A 15,163-nucleotide genomic window follows, 5' to 3' on the forward strand; every position below is an offset into this window, starting at 1 on the left:
CTTCCCTTCGGTCTTGCGTTTCCGACTCTATCAGACCGTTTTCCGATCCGATTTCCTCGGTGCTTTCCAGGTTCCCGCTCCGCTTTCGCTTCGCGCTTCCCTTTCCGGCGGTTCCGACTCTATCAGATCTTTTCTCGACCTGATCCCCAGTCAGCGGGGTTTGTCTTCCCGGCCGCTGGGCCGTTCCGACGAGTGAGACTTTAGCGGATTCCGTGCTCCCGAGCGAATCGGAGGCTGCGTCCTTCCGAACGCGGATTCCTCATTCCGTAAATACGCACGACAATGCACGACGACAGACAGACTGAACGACTGTCGTCGAGTAGTGGTGAGGACTTGCGGAGTGGCTGCCCGGGGACCGACCGGAGTCGGCTCTCACGTCGAACAACTCGAAGTACCTTACGGAAACCGCCGGGGCGTGTCAACTCGTGGCCCTGTGAGGCCCCGGGGCGTACGCTGTTCGTCATGACTACGCGTACGTGTACCCAGCAGTGGTGGCCCGCCTGACGGCGGCCGCGCTCACGTACGCACACAACGGCCGCCGCCTCGGCGGCCGTTCTCGTTTCTCCTCCAGGGACTCCGGAGGTCGGCCGGCCGGGGACGGCGGCCTCGACCGGGAGATGGAGCAGAGATGACAAGGGTCTTCAGCGGGGTCAAGCCGACCGGACACCTGACGCTCGGGAACTACCTGGGTGCCATGCGGCAATGGGCAGAGGTCGACCAGCACCGCGCGGACGCGCTGTTCTGCGTCGTCGATCTGCACGCGCTCACCGTGGACCACGACCCCGCCCGCGTGCGCAGGCTCAGCCGGCAGGCGGCGACGCTGCTGCTGGCGACCGGCCTCGACCCCGAGCAGTGCACCGTCTTCGTGCAGAGCCACGTGGACGAGCACGCCCGGCTCTCCTACCTCCTGGAGTGCGTGGCCACCGACGGCGAGATGCGGCGGATGATCCAGTACAAGGAGAAATCCGCGCGCGAACAGGGGCGGGGCGGGAGCGTGCGGCTGTCGCTGCTCACGTATCCGGCGCTGATGGCGGCGGACATCCTGGCGTACGGCACCGACGAGGTCCCGGTCGGGGAGGACCAGACGCAGCACGTGGAGCTGGCCCGGGACCTGGCCGTGCGGTTCAACCACCGCTACGGGCACACGTTCGTGGTGCCGAAGGCGACCCCGCCAGGGGTGGCGGCACGGGTGATGAACCTCCAGGACCCGACGTCGAAGATGGGCAAGTCGGACGACACGGGGCCGGGCATCGTCTACCTGCTGGACGAGCCCGAGGTCGCGCGGAAGAAGGTCATGCGGGCGGTGACCGACAGCGGGCAGGACGTCGTCTACGACCGGAAGGAGCGGCCCGGGGTCGCGAACCTGCTGGAGATCCTGGCCGCCTGCGAAGGCGGGGAGCCGCAGGACCTGAGCGGTGCGTACGAGTCGTACGGCGCCCTGAAGAAGGACGCCGCGGAGGCCGTGGTCGAACTCCTCAGGCCCGTACAGGAGCGGCACAGGGAGCTGTGCGCGGACCCCGGGTATCTGGAGGGGGTGCTGCGGGCGGGTGCGGAGAAGGCCAGGGAGATGGCGCGGCCGACGGTGGACGCGGCGTACCGGGCGATCGGGCTGCTGCCCGCCTGAGGGGCCGGGGCCCGGCGGGCGGCGGGGCCGGGGTCAGTTGTTGCCGGAGGCCAGCTCGCGGCTGCGGTCGCGGGCGGCCTCCAGCGCGGCGATCAGCGCGGCGCGCACTCCGTGGTTCTCGAGTTCGCGGATGGCGTTGATCGTCGTGCCGGCCGGCGAGGTGACGTTCTCGCGGAGCCTGACCGGGTGCTCGCCGCTGTCGCGGAGCATGACGGCGGCGCCGATGGCGGACTGGACGATCAGCTCGTGGGCCTTGTCGCGGGGCAGGCCGAGCAGGATGCCCGCGTCGGTCATGGCCTCGACCAGGTAGAAGAAGTAGGCGGGGCCCGAGCCGGAGAGTGCGGTGCAGGCGTCCTGCTGGGACTCCGGGACGCGGAGCGTCTTGCCGACGGCGCCGAAGATCTCCTCGGCGTGGGCGAGGTGGTCGGCGGTGGCGTGGGTGCCCGGGGAGATCACGGACATGGCCTCGTCGACGAGGGCGGGGGTGTTCGTCATGACGCGGACGACCGGGGTGCCCGCCGCCAGGCGCTCCTCGAAGAAGGACGTGGGGATGCCCGCCGCACCGCTGATGACGAGGCGGTCCGCCGGGACGTGCGGGGCGAGTTCGTCGAGGAGGGTGCCCATGTCCTGGGGCTTGACCGTGAGGATCAGGGTGTCGGCGCTCTTCGCGGCCTCCACGTTGGTGACCGGCGTGACGCCGTGGCGGGCGCGGAGTTCCTCGGCGCGCTCGGGACGGCGGGCGGTGACCAGGAGGTCGGAGGGGGCCCAGCCGGCCCGGATCACTCCGCTGAGCAGGGCTTCGCCGATCTTGCCGGTGCCGAGGACTGCGACTTTCTGGCTCATGGGGTTCATCCTCTCACCGGCGGTCGGGCGCACGGCGGGTTGTCCGGCAGGCGGGACGTCCGGGGCGGCGGGGGCGGGCCGAGTGGGTCAGGGCTTGGTGGCGACGAGGAGGAGGACGTCGTAGGTCTCCTCGACGAGGCCGTCGGGGAAGACCTCCAGCAGGTGGTCGCGCTCCTGGGTGAAGAAGGCGGTGCGGCGGTCCTCGGGGCAGACCAGGAAGAACGAGTGGCTGCCGATGTTGGCGAGGTGGGCGTCGACGGGGATCCGGCGGCTCCAGCGCAGCTCGCGGCGGGTGAACTCGAGGCGGCCTGTGGGATCGGCCAGTTCGGTGCGGGCGGCCCGCTGCTTCTCGGCGGGGATGTCGATGCCGAAGAAGCGGCCGGCGCGGTGGGCGGCCTCGGCGATCCAGTCGATGTCGAGGGCGTCCGTGTTCCACCACAGGGCGAGGGCGCCGCCGGGGCGCAGCACGCGCAGGGCTTCGGGGACGGAGCGGTGCGGGTCGGTCCAGTGCCACGCCTGGGCGTAGGTGAGGAGGTCGGTGGAGTCGTCGGCGAGGGGAAGCGCGTTGCCGTTGCCGCGCACGAGGGGGATGCCGGGGTGGCCGGCGCGGAACTGGGCGGCCATTCCGTCGCCGGGTTCGACGGCCAGGACCCGGGCGCCGCGTTCGTGCAGCAGGGCGGTGGAGATGCCCGTGCCGGCGCCGATGTCCGCGACACGCGTGCCGGTGAGCGGGCGGCCGGTGAGTTCTTCGATCGTGTCGAGGAGGGCGGCCGGGTAGGAGGGCCGGTGGGCGGCGTACTGGGCGGCGGCCGCGTCGAAGGAGCGGGCTCGGGCGGCGTGGTCGGCGGCGCCCTGGGCGGGCGAGGCGGGGGCGGTCATGGGCCCATGGTCGTGCAGGGCGCCGCCGGACGGGCGGGATTTCGCGCACCTGGTCCTCCCGTGCGGGGCGGGGCGGGTCCCGGCGTGGGTCAGGAGCGGCGGCGCTTCTTGGAGGGGTTGCCGGAGCGGCGGGTGGTGCGGCGTGCGAACTGTTCGCATGCCTCTTCGTACTCCCGGCGGTGCAGTTCCTCGCCGGGTGCCTCGGTGAGGGAGCGGAAGAAGTAGGCGAGGAGGGTGCCGATGAAGCCGATGGCGAGCAGGCCGCGCAGGGAGGACTGGCGCTCGGGGTCGGGGCGCTTGGTGAAGCCGCCCCAGGTGTGGCCGAAGGCGAGTGCGCTGCACACGGCGAACATGACGACGACCAGGAGGGTGACGAAGGCGCCCGAGTTCGCGATCTGGATGCCTTCGAAGGCGAAGCGGAGGACGAAGCAGGCCGCGGCTGCCGCCAGGAGGGAGCCGACGGCGACGCCGGCGCGGCGCAGCGCGTAGCCGTCGTCGTGGTGCACCCAGGTCGTGCCGAAGAAGCGCAGGGGCTCGGGGCGGGGGCCGGTGGGGCCGGTGGCCGTGGAGCCCGCGGGGGTGGCCGGGGTGCCGTTCTCGTCGCTCACGCAACCGATTATGGCGCTCTGGGGCCCGCGGGCTCGGGGCGGGCTCAGGCGCAGCGTGGGGCGACGTAGCCGTCGGCGCCGGTGTAGATGTAGGCGTCGGAGACGTATTCGCCGTTGTCGATGTTGTCCCAGATGCTCGACGTGCCGTAGGGGCCGGTGACCTTGGTGCCGGGCGACTGGCAGTAGATCGGGACCTTGGCTCCGGCGGGCAGGGTCCGCACGGTCGGGTAACCGGTGCCGGGGCCGCTGCGGACGTTGAGGCTGACGCCCGGGGCGACCGAGTAGTAGCGCAGGGCCGCGGCCCGGGCCGTGACGCCCTGCTCGTCGTCTCCGCCTGTCGTCTGCTCGACGTGGTCGACGGACATGGAAGGACTCCCCCCGTTGTGCCCCATGACGTTCATGGGGGCGCGTTGATTCCCCTGAAGCGCGCGGTGGAACACGTGTGCGCGACTCGCACGCGAACGCTAGCAACCCTCCTCGGTTCCCTTCGAGTCATCGACTAGGGTCGGTGCGTCGCGCGCGCGGGACGAACAGCACGGGGGTGGTCCATGACGCCACAGCGCAACATCGGAGCGGGCGCGGAAGCGGAACTTCCGGAGTACGCGGGGCACTATCGGCTGGAGTCCCGGCTCGGCTCCGGTGGCATGGGGGTCGTGCACCTGGCCCGCAGTACGTCGGGGCTGAAGCTCGCGGTCAAGGTCGTGCACGCGGAGTTCGCCAGGGATCCGGAGTTCAGAGGGCGTTTCCGGCAGGAGGTGGCGGCGGCCCGCAGGGTCAGCGGCGCCTTCACCGCGCCGGTGGTCGACGCCGACCCGGAGGCCGGACGGCCGTGGATGGCCACCTTGTTCATCCCGGGGCCCACGCTCGCCGAGGAGGTGAAGCGGAACGGTCCGATGGCACCGGCGCAGTTGCGGCGGCTGATGGCCGGTCTGGCCGAGGCGCTGCGCGACATCCATCGGGTGGGTGTCGTCCACCGTGATCTCAAGCCGAGCAACGTCCTGCTCGCCGAGGACGGGCCGAAGGTCATCGACTTCGGCATCTCGCGGCCGAAGGACAGCGAACTGCGGACCGAGACCGGCAAGTTGATAGGCACGCCGCCGTTCATGGCGCCCGAGCAGTTCCGGCGCCCGCGGGAGGTCGGTCCGGCCGCCGACATCTTCACGCTCGGGTCGGTGCTGGTGCACGCGTCGACGGGGCGTGGTCCGTTCGACTCGGACAGCCCGTACGTGGTGGCGTACCAGGTCGTGCATGACGAGCCGGATCTGAGCGGCGTACCGGAGGATCTGGCTCCGCTGGTGCTGCGCTGTCTGGCGAAGGAGCCCGAGGACCGGCCGACCCCGGACGAGTTGATGCGGGAGCTGCGTTCGGTGGCGGCCTCGTACGACACCCAGTTGTTCATACCGCCGCAGCGGACGGGCGCGGCGGAGGCACCGGCACCGGCACCGGCGGAGCCCGGCACCGGGGACGCGGAGTCCGGCGGCGGGCAGCCGGTGCGGCGCTCGGGCCGGCGTCCGGGGCGGCGGCTGGGCAGGCGGCTGGCACTGGCGGCGGGGGCGTGCGGGCTGGTCGTGGGCGGGACGCTCGCGTCGGTGGAGGTGTTCGGCGGCGGGACGCCGCAGCGGGACGAGGGGGCGCGGACCGCCTCGGCCGCGTTCAGCGGGTGGCAGGCGCGGCCGGTGCCGGGGGGCGGTGGCGCGCCGCACTGCGCCGCCGCGTCCGGGCGGCTCGTCTGTTCCGGGCCGGGGCTGGTCTTCGCCCTCGATCCGGCGGACGGCAAGGTGCTGTGGCGGCGCCCCGTGGCGGCGGCGCCTGCCAGTGGTGCCCCGCTGATGTCGGGGGGCCTCGTGCTGCCGCCGGCCGGCGGGGACGGCATTGTGCGGGCGCTGGATCCCCGTTCGGGGCAGGTGCGCTGGCAGCGTGACGCGTCGGCGTACGAGGCGATGCGGTGTGCCGGGGACATGCTGCTGCTCACCGGGGCGGACGGCGTGGTGACCGGCGTGGACGGCCGGTCGGGCGGGACGCGGTGGCGGCGGCGCGTGCCCGGCCTGGGCGAGCCGTACTTCACGGCGTTCGCCGGTGATCCGCTGGCGTACGCGACGAGCCCTTCGGGTGACGGGAAGGGCACGCGGGTGACGGCCGTCGATCCGCGCACGGGTGCCGTGCGCTGGCAGGCGCGGCTGGAGGGGACGCTGCGGCCCTTCGGCTCGGCCGGCGGGTCCCTGTTCCTCCAGTCCGTGGACAGGGTCTACGGCGACACGCGCGCGGTGGTCCGCTACTCCCCCGGTGCCGGTGCCGGTGCCGGTGCCGTGCGCCGGGTGGCGCTGGGGGTGCCGCTCCAGCAGGCGCATGCCACGGTCCGCGGTGAGGTGGTCCACCTGATGTCCGCCGGTGGTTCGCTCACGGCCGTCGACATGGCCGCGGGCCGGCGGCTGTGGTCCCTGGAGACGTCGGTGAGCCGCGGTTCGGCGCCGGTGGCCGACGCGCGGTACGTGTACGTCCTGTCGGCGGACGGGCGGCTGCTGGCCGTGGACGCGGGCCGGGGTGTGCTGGTGGGTCAGACGGCGGCGCGGCTGGGTGCGGGCGCGGACCGGGTCGCCGCCTCGGTCCCGCAGCCGGTGCCGGCCGCCGGTCATGTCTACGCCGGTGCCCCCGACGGCACCGTCTTCGCCGTGGACGCGCGCGACCCGTCCGCCTGGTGACGCGCGAAGGGGCCGCTCCCACCGGGAGCGGCCCCTTGTACAGGTCGGCGGATCGGCGGATCAGCCCAGCTTGGAGACGTCGCGGACGGCGCCCTTGTCCGCGCTGGTGGCCATCGCGGCGTAGGCGCGCAGGGCCGCCGAGACCTTGCGGTCGCGGTCCTTGGGTGCGTACGCGCCGTTCAGGGCCTGCTCGCGGCGGGACAGCTCCTCCTCGTCCACCAGGAGTTCGATGGAGCGGTTCGGGATGTCGATGCGGATGCGGTCGCCGTTCTCGACGAGGGCGATGGTGCCTCCGGAGGCCGCCTCGGGCGAGGCGTGGCCGATGGAGAGGCCCGAGGTGCCGCCGGAGAAGCGGCCGTCCGTGATCAGCGCGCAGCTCTTGCCGAGGCCGCGGCCCTTCAGGTACGAGGTCGGGTAGAGCATCTCCTGCATGCCGGGGCCGCCCTTGGGGCCCTCGTAGCGGATGACGACGACGTCGCCCTCCTCGACCTGCTGGGTGAGGATCTTCTGGACGGCCTCCTCCTGCGACTCACAGACGACGGCCGGGCCCTCGAAGGTCCAGATGGACTCGTCGACACCGGCGGTCTTCACCACGCAGCCGTCCACGGCGAGGTTGCCCTTGAGGACCGCGAGGCCGCCGTCCTTGGAGTAGGCGTGCTCGATGGAGCGGATGCAGCCGCCCTCGGCGTCGGTGTCCAGGGTTTCCCAGCGCTCGGACTGGGAGAAGGCCTCGGCGGAGCGGACGCAGCCGGGGGCCGCATGCCACAGCTCGACGGCCTCGGGGGACGGGGAGCCGCCGCGGACGTCCCAGGTCTTGAGCCAGTCCGCCAGGGAGGGGCTGTGCACGGAGTGCACGTCCTCGTTGAGCAGGCCGGCCCGGTGCAGTTCGCCGAGGAGGGCGGGGATGCCGCCGGCGCGGTGCACGTCCTCCATGTAGTACGTGCGGTCCTTGGCGATGTTCGGGGCGACCTTGGCCAGGCAGGGGACGCGGCGGGAGACGGCGTCGATCTCGGTCAGGCCGAAGGGGACGCCGGCCTCCTGGGCGGCGGCCAGCAGGTGCAGGATCGTGTTGGTCGAGCCGCCCATCGCGATGTCCAGGGCCATGGCGTTCTCGAAGGCCGCGAAGGTGGCGATGTTGCGCGGCAGGACCGTGTCGTCGTCCTGCTCGTAGTGGCGGCGGGTGATGTCCATGACCGTGCGGGCCGCGTTCTCGTAGAGGGCGCGGCGGGCGGTGTGGGTGGCGAGGACCGAGCCGTTGCCGGGCAGGGAGAGGCCGATGGCCTCGGTGAGGCAGTTCATCGAGTTGGCGGTGAACATGCCGGAGCAGCTGCCGCAGGTCGGACAGGCGTTCTCCTCGATGCGGAGCATGTCCTCGTCGGAGACCTTGTCGTTGGCGGCCTCGGACATCGCGTCGATCAGGTCGAGCGTGCGCACGGTGCCGTCGACCAGCGTGGCGCGGCCGGCCTCCATGGGCCCGCCGGAGACGAAGACCGTCGGGATGTTCAGGCGCAGGGCGGCCATCAGCATGCCGGGGGTGATCTTGTCGCAGTTGGAGATGCAGACCAGGGCGTCGGCGCAGTGCGCCTCGACCATGTACTCGACGCTGTCGGCGATCAGGTCGCGCGAGGGCAGCGAGTAGAGCATGCCGCCGTGGCCCATCGCGATGCCGTCGTCGACGGCGATGGTGTTGAATTCGCGCGGGATGCCGCCCGCCTCGCGGACCGCCTCGCTGACGATCCGGCCGACCGGCGACAGGTGGGTGTGGCCGGGCACGAACTCGGTGAAGCTGTTGGCGATCGCGATGATCGGCTTCCGGCCGATGTCCGCACCGGGTACACCGGAGGCGCGCATAAGGGCGCGGGCGCCCGCCATGTTGCGGCCGTGGGTGACTGTGCGGGACCTCAGCTCGGGCATCGTCGCTCGCTCCTTCGGAGAGTTCTGACTGAGTCGAGCGTACGCCGGTCATCCATGGTGCGGGACGCGGTGTCCGCGATACGGGACGGACGTCTCGGGGTGAGGGGGCGTACGCGGGGGCTCGGGTGCGTGCTTGGGGGCGCGGGGCGGGCATGTGAGGCGTGAGGGACGCGGGTGCGCTGCGCGGCGGACGGGCGGCGGGTCGGGCGTGCGGCGCCGCCGGGTCAGCGTCGGGGCACCCCCGCCGTCGACGCCAGGTGGAGCCGGGTGAAAGCGAGTGCCTCGGCGAGGTCGGCCTCGCGCTCGGCGCCGGACATGGCGCGGCGGGTGTTGACCTCGATGACGACATGGCCGTCGAAACCGGAGCCGGCCAGTCGTTCCAGCAGCTCGGCGCAGGGCTGGCCCCCGCGCCCCGGCACCAGGTGCTCGTCCTTCGCCGAGCCCTTGCCGTCGGCGAGGTGGACGTGGCCGAGGCGGTCGCCCATGCGGTCGACCATCCCCAGCGCGTCGGTACGCGCCGTCGCCGCGTGGCTGAGATCGATCGTGAAGTGCCGGTAGTCGTCCTTGGTGACGTCCCAGTCGGGGGCGTAGGCGAGCATCTCGCGGTCGCGGTAGCGCCAGGGGTACATGTTCTCCACGGCGAAGCGCACATCGGTCTCGTCCGCCATCCGCCAGATTCCGCTGACGAAGTCGCGGGCGTACTGGCGCTGCCAGCGGAACGGCGGGTGCACGACGACGGTGCTCGCGCCGAGCTTCTCCGCCGCCGCCCGGGCGCGCTGGAGCTTGACCCAGGGATCGGTGGACCACACCCGCTGCGTGATCAGCAGACACGGGGCGTGCACGGCCAGGATCGGTATCCCGTGGTGGTCGCTGAGCCTGCGCAGCGCGTCGATGTCCTGGCTGACCGGGTCGGTCCACACCATGACCTCGACGCCGTCGTAACCGAGGCGCGCGGCGACCTCGAAGGCCGTCGCCGTGGACTCCGGATACACGGAGGCCGTCGACAGGGCGACCTTCGCATTCGGGATGCGCACGACGGGTTCCACCACGGATGACAGATTACGGGGTGCGCCGGCGATCCCGGCGTGAGCCGGCTCACCGTGACCGGTTCCGGGACCCGCGCCCGTGTTCCCGCCACGCGCCCCGCGACCTGCGCCGAAGCGCCGGTGACCTGCGCCCGCGACGGCGGCGCTGCCCGGTGTCCGGGGGCGGGCCGGTGAGCAGGCTCACGCGGCCGTGCCCCGCTGGTGCCGGTCGCAGCACCAGCTAGTGCTGCGACCGGTGCTAGGCCGTGCCCATGTGGTCCAGGCGCCGCAGGATCACTCCCTCGCGCAGGGCCCAGGGGCAGATCTCCAGGCGTTCCACCCCGAAGAGGTCCATCGCGCCCTCGGCCACCAGCGCCCCGGCCAGGAGCTGGCTCGCACGGCCGTCGGAGACGCCGGGCAGTTCGGCGCGCTCGTCGGTCGTCATCGCCGCGAGACGCGGCACCCACGCCTCCAGCGACTCGCGTTTCAGCTCGCGCTGCACGTACAGGCCCTCGGCGGAGCGCGCGGCCCCGGCGATGCGGGCGAGCTGCCGGAACGTCTTGGATGTGGCGACCACGTGGTCGGGGGCGCCGAAGCGGCTGAACTCGCCGACCGTCCGCGCGATCTGTGCCCGCACGTGGCGGCGCAGTGCCCTGACGGCCTCCGGGTCGGGCGGGTCACCGGGCAGCCAGCCGGCGGTGAGCCGTCCCGCGCCGAGCGGCAGGGACACGGCGGCGTCGGGTTCCTCGTCGATGCCGTAGGCGACCTCCAGAGAGCCGCCGCCGATGTCCAGGACGAGCAGTTTCCCGGCGGACCAGCCGAACCAGCGGCGGGCGGCGAGGAAGGTGAGGCGGGCCTCCTCGGCCCCGCTGAGCACCTGGAGGCGGACGCCGGTCCCGGCCTGCACGCGCGCGAGGACGTCGTCGGCGTTGCCCGCCTCGCGCACGGCGGAGGTCGCGAACGGCAGCAGGTCCTCCACGCCCTTGTCCTCGGCGGCCTGGATCGCGTCCTGGATCACCGTGATCAGCCGGTCGACCCCCTCGGAGCCGATCGCGCCGTCCTCGTCGAGGAGCTGGGCCAGGCGCAGCTCCACCTTGTGCGAGTGCGCGGGCAGCGGGCGGGCACCGGGGTGCGCGTCGACCACCAGCAGATGCACCGTGTTCGAACCCACGTCGAGGACACCGAGTCTCATGTACGGAACGCTACTGCCCCCTGGGCCGGGGCGGCACGGGTCCGGCGCCCGCCCGGCACACGGTGGGGCGACTTACCCTGGACGCGTGCCAAAGACGAAGAAGGCGAAGACCGGTGCATCGGCGGCCTCGGAGCCGGACGAGAAGAAGCTGGACTTCGCGCGCGCGTGGGTGGAGTTCCCGGACCCGGCGGACGACGAGCAGGTCTTCCGCTGCGATCTGACGTGGCTGACCTCCCGCTGGACCTGCATCTTCGGAAGCGGCTGCCAGGGCATCCAGGCGGGCCGCGCGGACGACGGGTGCTGCACGCTGGGCGCGCACTTCTCCGACGAGGAGGACGAGCAGCGGGTCGCCGCTCACGTGGCCAGGCTCACTCCGGACATCTGGCAGAACCACGCCGAGGGCACGGAGAACGGCTGGGTGTCCGAGGACGAGGAGGGATCGCGGCAGACCCGTCCCTTCCAGGGCTCCTGCATCTTCCAGAACCGGCCCGGGTTCTCCGGCGGCATGGGCTGCTCGCTGCACATCCTGGCGCTGCGGGAGGGCCGCGAGCCGCTGGAGACCAAGCCGGACGTGTGCTGGCAGCTGCCGATCCGGCGGACCTTCGAGTGGATCGACCGCCCCGACGACACCCGCGTGCTCCAGGTGTCGATCGGGGAGTACGACCGCCGGGGCTGGGGTCCGGGCGGTCACGACCTGCACTGGTGGTGCACCTCGGCCACGTCGGCGCACGGCGCGGGCGACCCGGTGTACGTCTCCTACCGGGCCGAGCTGACCGAGCTGATGGGCAAGGAGGGCTACGACCGGCTGGTCGAGCTGTGCGAGGAGCGTCTCGCCTCCGGGCTGCCGCTGCTCGCCGCGCACCCGGCGGATCCGGCGGATCCGGCGAGCCCGGCGGGTGCGGCCGACCGGGCCTGAGGGGGAGCGACCGGGATCTCCTGAGCAAGTGCGACCGGGGCCCCGGAGGGTGGCAGCGCTTCCTGCCTGAGCCCCTCGCGGGCGGCCCTCAGCTCCCCGTGGGGCTCGGGGTGCCGCTGCCGTCGGAGGGCGGCGGTGAGCCGCCCGGGTCGGACGGGGACGTCCCGGTGGGCGTCGGGGCCGGGCCGCTGGACGGCGGCTCGGTCGGGGGTGTGCCGGACGGCTGCGTGGGGGCCGTGGGAGTCGGGGTGGGCGAGCGCGGGTCGCCGGTCGGTGTCGGGTCCCCCGGGCGCGTGGGGCGGGGGGCGGACGGGCTGGGCGCCCGGCCCTGGCCGTCGATGGAGACCACCGCTCCGGCCGGCGCGATCGCCACCCGTGCGCTCCAGGGACCGGACGGCTCGCGGAGCTGGTCGACGTACACCTTGATCGTCACCGACTCGCCCGGCTCCAGGGTGCCCGCGGAGCGGCTGAGGTAGAGCCAGGGCGCTCCCGTGGCCGCGGACCAGTGGACCGGCTCGGCACCGGACGCCGTGAGCGTGACGAGGGTGGTGTCGCCGGTGCCGGTGGCGGTCACCGTCAGCCGGCCGCCCGCGTGATCGGCCCCCGCGGCGCCGAGGACCTCCACCGAGACGTCCGGTGCGGCGCCTTGGCCGGTACGGGCAGCGGGGCCGGTGCTGCCGGTGTTCTCGTAGCCGCCGGTCTCCTCGCCGACCAGGGCGCCTGAGTCGTGTCCCTCGCGCGCGGTGGCGGCGGGACCGCCCTGCCCCTCGCCGGTCGGGGTGCTCCGGTAGGCGGCCCACAGGGCCAGTACGGGAGCGGCGACCACGGTGGCCACGACCGTCGTCGTGACGGCACGCGCGCGTAGACGGTCCCTGCGGGCCGCGCGGTCCTTGGGGTCCATCGGGAATCCCCGCCGGTCCAGGCGCGGGACGGTGCCCCGCGCGCGCGAGGGGTGCGCCATGGCCAGGGCCACCGCCGTGCGGGGCGCCGGCAGGACGGGCAGTTCCGCGGGGGTCACACAGGCGCCGGGCCAGCGGGCCGGGTGCGCGCGCTCGGCGGTGCGGCGGCAGAGCGGGCAGTCGTCGACGTGCCGGACGAGTTCGCGGCGCAGCGCCGTGCCGAGCACGAACCCGCCGTCACCGGTGAGGGCGGCCACGCCCGGGCAGCCGCCCGCCTCGGCGACGGCGAGCGCGGCGCGGGTGCGCTCCACCTCGCAGGCGGCGCCGGCGAGCAGTTCCCGGGCGGCGGCGAGGCTCATGCCGAGCACGGCGGCGACCTCGTGGCCGGCGAGGTGGTGGCGGACGGCGAGTTCGAGCGCCTCGCGCTGCTCCGGGGTGGTGCCGGCGGCCTCCGGCCAGGCCAGCAGGGCGAGTTCGCGGCGGCGGCGCTCCTGTACGTCCTCGGGGACGGGCGGAACGGCGGCGGGCGCCGGGCGCCGCCGGGAACCGCCGTGGCGGCCCGCGGCGTGCGTGGCCTGACGTTTCTGCTTGGCCTCGGCCAGCTCCCGCAGACAGGCCCAGCGGGCCAGCGCGTACAGCCAGGCCCTGCGCTCCCCCGCGCTCTGCGGCACGCGCGGCGCACGCCGCTCGGCGAACGCGAGCGCGTCGCCGAGGGCGGTGGTCGCCGCGTCGTGGTCGCACAGCACGGCCAGGCAGTAGGTGAACAGGCCGTCGAGGTAGGGCTCGCAGGCACCGGGCGGGTGCTGCGCCAGGGTGCGTGCGGCAGCGCGGTCGCGCGCCTCGTGGTGCGCCCGGTACTCACCGGTCGCACGCGTCGTACGGTCCGTACGGGTCGAGGTCTCCGGGCTGCTGCTCATCACCTGTGCGACCGTAGGCGGCGGAGGTTCGTCCGTTCTTCCCCGTTGCGCACTTTTAATCCATACGGGTGAAACGATCCCTCATACGGGGACGGAAGGGGTGCTTCCCTCCTTCGGGCCCGCTCGTTCGATGCCGTTCGAGTCCCGGAGGGGCGGGCCGGCCGCCGCGCTTCCGGCGTTGTCAGTGCCGCCGGTTACGGTTTCGTGCATGGCTGCCCGTACGAAGACCACCAAGGACCGCCCGTCCTACCGCTGCACCGAATGCGGCTGGCAGACGGCCAAGTGGCTCGGCCGCTGCCCCGAGTGCCAGGCCTGGGGCACGGTCGAGGAGTACGGCGCGCCCGCGGTCCGCACGACGGCTCCGGGCCGCGTCACCAGCTCCGCCCTGCCCATCGGCCAGGTCGACGGGCGCCAGGCGACCGCCCGCTCCACCGGTGTGCCCGAGCTGGACCGCGTGCTGGGCGGCGGGCTGGTCCCCGGCGCCGTCGTCCTGCTGGCCGGTGAGCCCGGCGTCGGCAAGTCCACGCTGCTGCTGGACGTGGCCGCCAAGGCGGCGAGCGATGAGCACCGCACGCTGTACGTCACGGGTGAGGAGTCCGCGAGCCAGGTCCGGCTGCGCGCCGACCGCATCGGCGCCCTGGACGACCACCTCTACCTGGCCGCCGAGACCGATCTGGCCGCCGTCCTCGGGCACTTGGACGCGGTGAAGCCCTCGCTGCTGGTCCTCGACTCGGTGCAGACGGTGGCCTCCCCCGAGATCGACGGCGCGCCCGGCGGCATGGCGCAGGTGCGCGAGGTGGCCGGGGCGCTGATCCGCGCCTCCAAGGAGCGCGGCATGTCCACCCTGCTGGTGGGCCATGTCACCAAGGACGGTGCGATCGCGGGCCCGCGCCTGCTGGAGCACCTGGTGGACGTGGTGCTCCACTTCGAGGGCGACCGGCACGCACGCCTGCGCCTGGTCCGCGGCGTCAAGAACCGCTACGGCGCCACCGACGAGGTGGGCTGCTTCGAGCTGCACGACGAGGGCATCACGGGCCTGGCCGACCCCAGCGGCCTGTTCCTGACCCGCCGCGCCGAGCCGGTGCCCGGCACCTGCCTGACCGTGACCCTGGAGGGCCGCCGCCCGCTGGTCGCCGAGGTGCAGGCGCTCACGGTGGACTCCCAGATCCCCTCGCCGCGGCGTACGACGTCGGGCCTGGAGACCTCCCGTGTGTCGATGATGCTGGCCGTGCTGGAGCAGCGCGGCCGGATCAGCGCGCTGGGCAAGCGGGACATCTACTCGGCGACGGTCGGCGGGGTGAAGCTGTCCGAGCCCGCCGCCGACCTCGCGATCGCGCTCGCGCTGGCCTCGGCGGCGAGCGACACCCCGTTGCCGAAGAACCTCGTGGCGATCGGCGAGGTGGGCCTGGCGGGCGAGGTCAGACGGGTCACGGGCGTGCAGCGCCGGCTCTCGGAGGCGCACCGCCTGGGGTTCACGCACGCCCTGGTGCCGGGCGACCCGGGCAAGGTCCCGGCCGGGATGAAGGTCCTGGAAGTGGCCGACATGGGGGACGCGCTGCGGGTCCTGCCGCGCTCGCGTCGCCGAGAGGCCCCGCGGGAGCAGGAGGAGCGCCGGTAGACTTTGCCCTGGTCCCGCCCGTCCGTACG

At 73.4% G+C, this 15,163-nt stretch carries 13 protein-coding genes; 5 read left to right on the forward strand and 8 right to left on the reverse strand.

The genetic code is table 11. The features are described from left to right. Together ACFC02_RS32005 and trpS are read left to right on the forward strand one after the other, a co-directional pair. The coding region (locus tag ACFC02_RS32005; RefSeq protein WP_376364972.1) for a hypothetical protein at positions 1–196 on the forward strand (196 nt) is incomplete at its 5' end. A 432-nt stretch (positions 197–628) separates the two neighbouring features. Then, complete coding sequence (gene trpS, locus ACFC02_RS32010) at positions 629–1,624, forward strand: tryptophan--tRNA ligase (RefSeq protein ID WP_376364974.1); 996 nt, start codon at positions 629–631, stop codon at positions 1,622–1,624. A 33-nt stretch (positions 1,625–1,657) separates the two neighbouring features. On the opposite strand, the gene proC is transcribed toward trpS, so the two are convergent. The 4 genes from proC to ACFC02_RS32030 form a co-directional block, all read right to left on the reverse strand. Next, positions 1,658–2,467 carry a pyrroline-5-carboxylate reductase gene (gene proC / locus ACFC02_RS32015; RefSeq protein ID WP_376364976.1) on the reverse strand — a complete coding sequence of 270 codons (810 nt, stop codon included), beginning with the start codon at positions 2,465–2,467 and terminating at the stop codon, positions 1,658–1,660. Positions 2,468–2,554: 87 nt separating this feature from the next. Next, complete coding sequence (locus ACFC02_RS32020; protein WP_376364978.1) at positions 2,555–3,346, reverse strand: class I SAM-dependent methyltransferase; 792 nt, start codon at positions 3,344–3,346, stop codon at positions 2,555–2,557. A gap of 89 nt (positions 3,347–3,435) precedes the next feature. After that, entirely contained in the window at positions 3,436–3,954 is a 519-nt protein-coding gene (locus tag ACFC02_RS32025) for an EamA/RhaT family transporter (protein ID WP_376364980.1), read from the reverse strand. Positions 3,955–3,998: 44 nt separating this feature from the next. Next, a complete protein-coding gene (locus tag ACFC02_RS32030) occupies positions 3,999–4,319 on the reverse strand; it encodes an SH3 domain-containing protein (protein ID WP_376364982.1) in 321 nt (106 codons plus the stop codon). A 183-nt stretch (positions 4,320–4,502) separates the two neighbouring features. Here ACFC02_RS32030 and ACFC02_RS32035 point away from each other — a divergent pair, with 183 nt between their 5' ends. Continuing rightward, on the forward strand, positions 4,503–6,653 hold the full coding sequence (locus tag ACFC02_RS32035) for a serine/threonine-protein kinase (protein WP_376364984.1): 2,151 nt from the start codon (positions 4,503–4,505) through the stop codon (positions 6,651–6,653). Between the two features lie 60 nt (positions 6,654–6,713). On the opposite strand, the gene ilvD is transcribed toward ACFC02_RS32035, so the two are convergent. From ilvD to ACFC02_RS32050, 3 genes are all read right to left on the reverse strand, one after another. Then, positions 6,714–8,567: a dihydroxy-acid dehydratase gene (gene ilvD, locus ACFC02_RS32040; protein ID WP_376364986.1), complete on the reverse strand. Its 1,854-nt coding sequence runs from the start codon at positions 8,565–8,567 to the stop codon at positions 6,714–6,716. Positions 8,568–8,791: 224 nt separating this feature from the next. After that, the gene (locus ACFC02_RS32045; RefSeq protein ID WP_376364988.1) at positions 8,792–9,616 is read right to left on the reverse strand and encodes a sugar phosphate isomerase/epimerase family protein; all 825 of its coding nucleotides are present in this window, start codon (positions 9,614–9,616) and stop codon (positions 8,792–8,794) included. A 235-nt stretch (positions 9,617–9,851) separates the two neighbouring features. Then, entirely contained in the window at positions 9,852–10,784 is a 933-nt protein-coding gene (locus ACFC02_RS32050) for a Ppx/GppA family phosphatase (protein ID WP_376364990.1), read from the reverse strand. Between the two features lie 85 nt (positions 10,785–10,869). Between ACFC02_RS32050 and ACFC02_RS32055 the strand changes: the two genes are divergently transcribed. Next, positions 10,870–11,700, forward strand: a complete 831-nt coding sequence (locus tag ACFC02_RS32055) for a hypothetical protein (protein WP_376364992.1) — start codon at positions 10,870–10,872, stop codon at positions 11,698–11,700. Positions 11,701–11,788: 88 nt separating this feature from the next. On the opposite strand, the gene ACFC02_RS32060 is transcribed toward ACFC02_RS32055, so the two are convergent. Further along, positions 11,789–13,516, reverse strand: a complete 1,728-nt coding sequence (locus ACFC02_RS32060) for a hypothetical protein (protein WP_376364994.1) — start codon at positions 13,514–13,516, stop codon at positions 11,789–11,791. Positions 13,517–13,724: 208 nt separating this feature from the next. On the opposite strand from ACFC02_RS32060, the gene radA reads away from it, so the two are divergent. Then, positions 13,725–15,134 (forward strand): DNA repair protein RadA, encoded by a 1,410-nt coding sequence (gene radA, locus ACFC02_RS32065; protein ID WP_376364996.1) that lies wholly within the window; start codon positions 13,725–13,727, stop codon positions 15,132–15,134. The last annotated feature ends 29 nt before the right edge of the window (positions 15,135–15,163 follow it).

Source organism: Streptomyces sp. NPDC056160 (assembly GCF_042268205.1).
GTDB lineage: Bacteria > Actinomycetota > Actinomycetes > Streptomycetales > Streptomycetaceae > Streptomyces.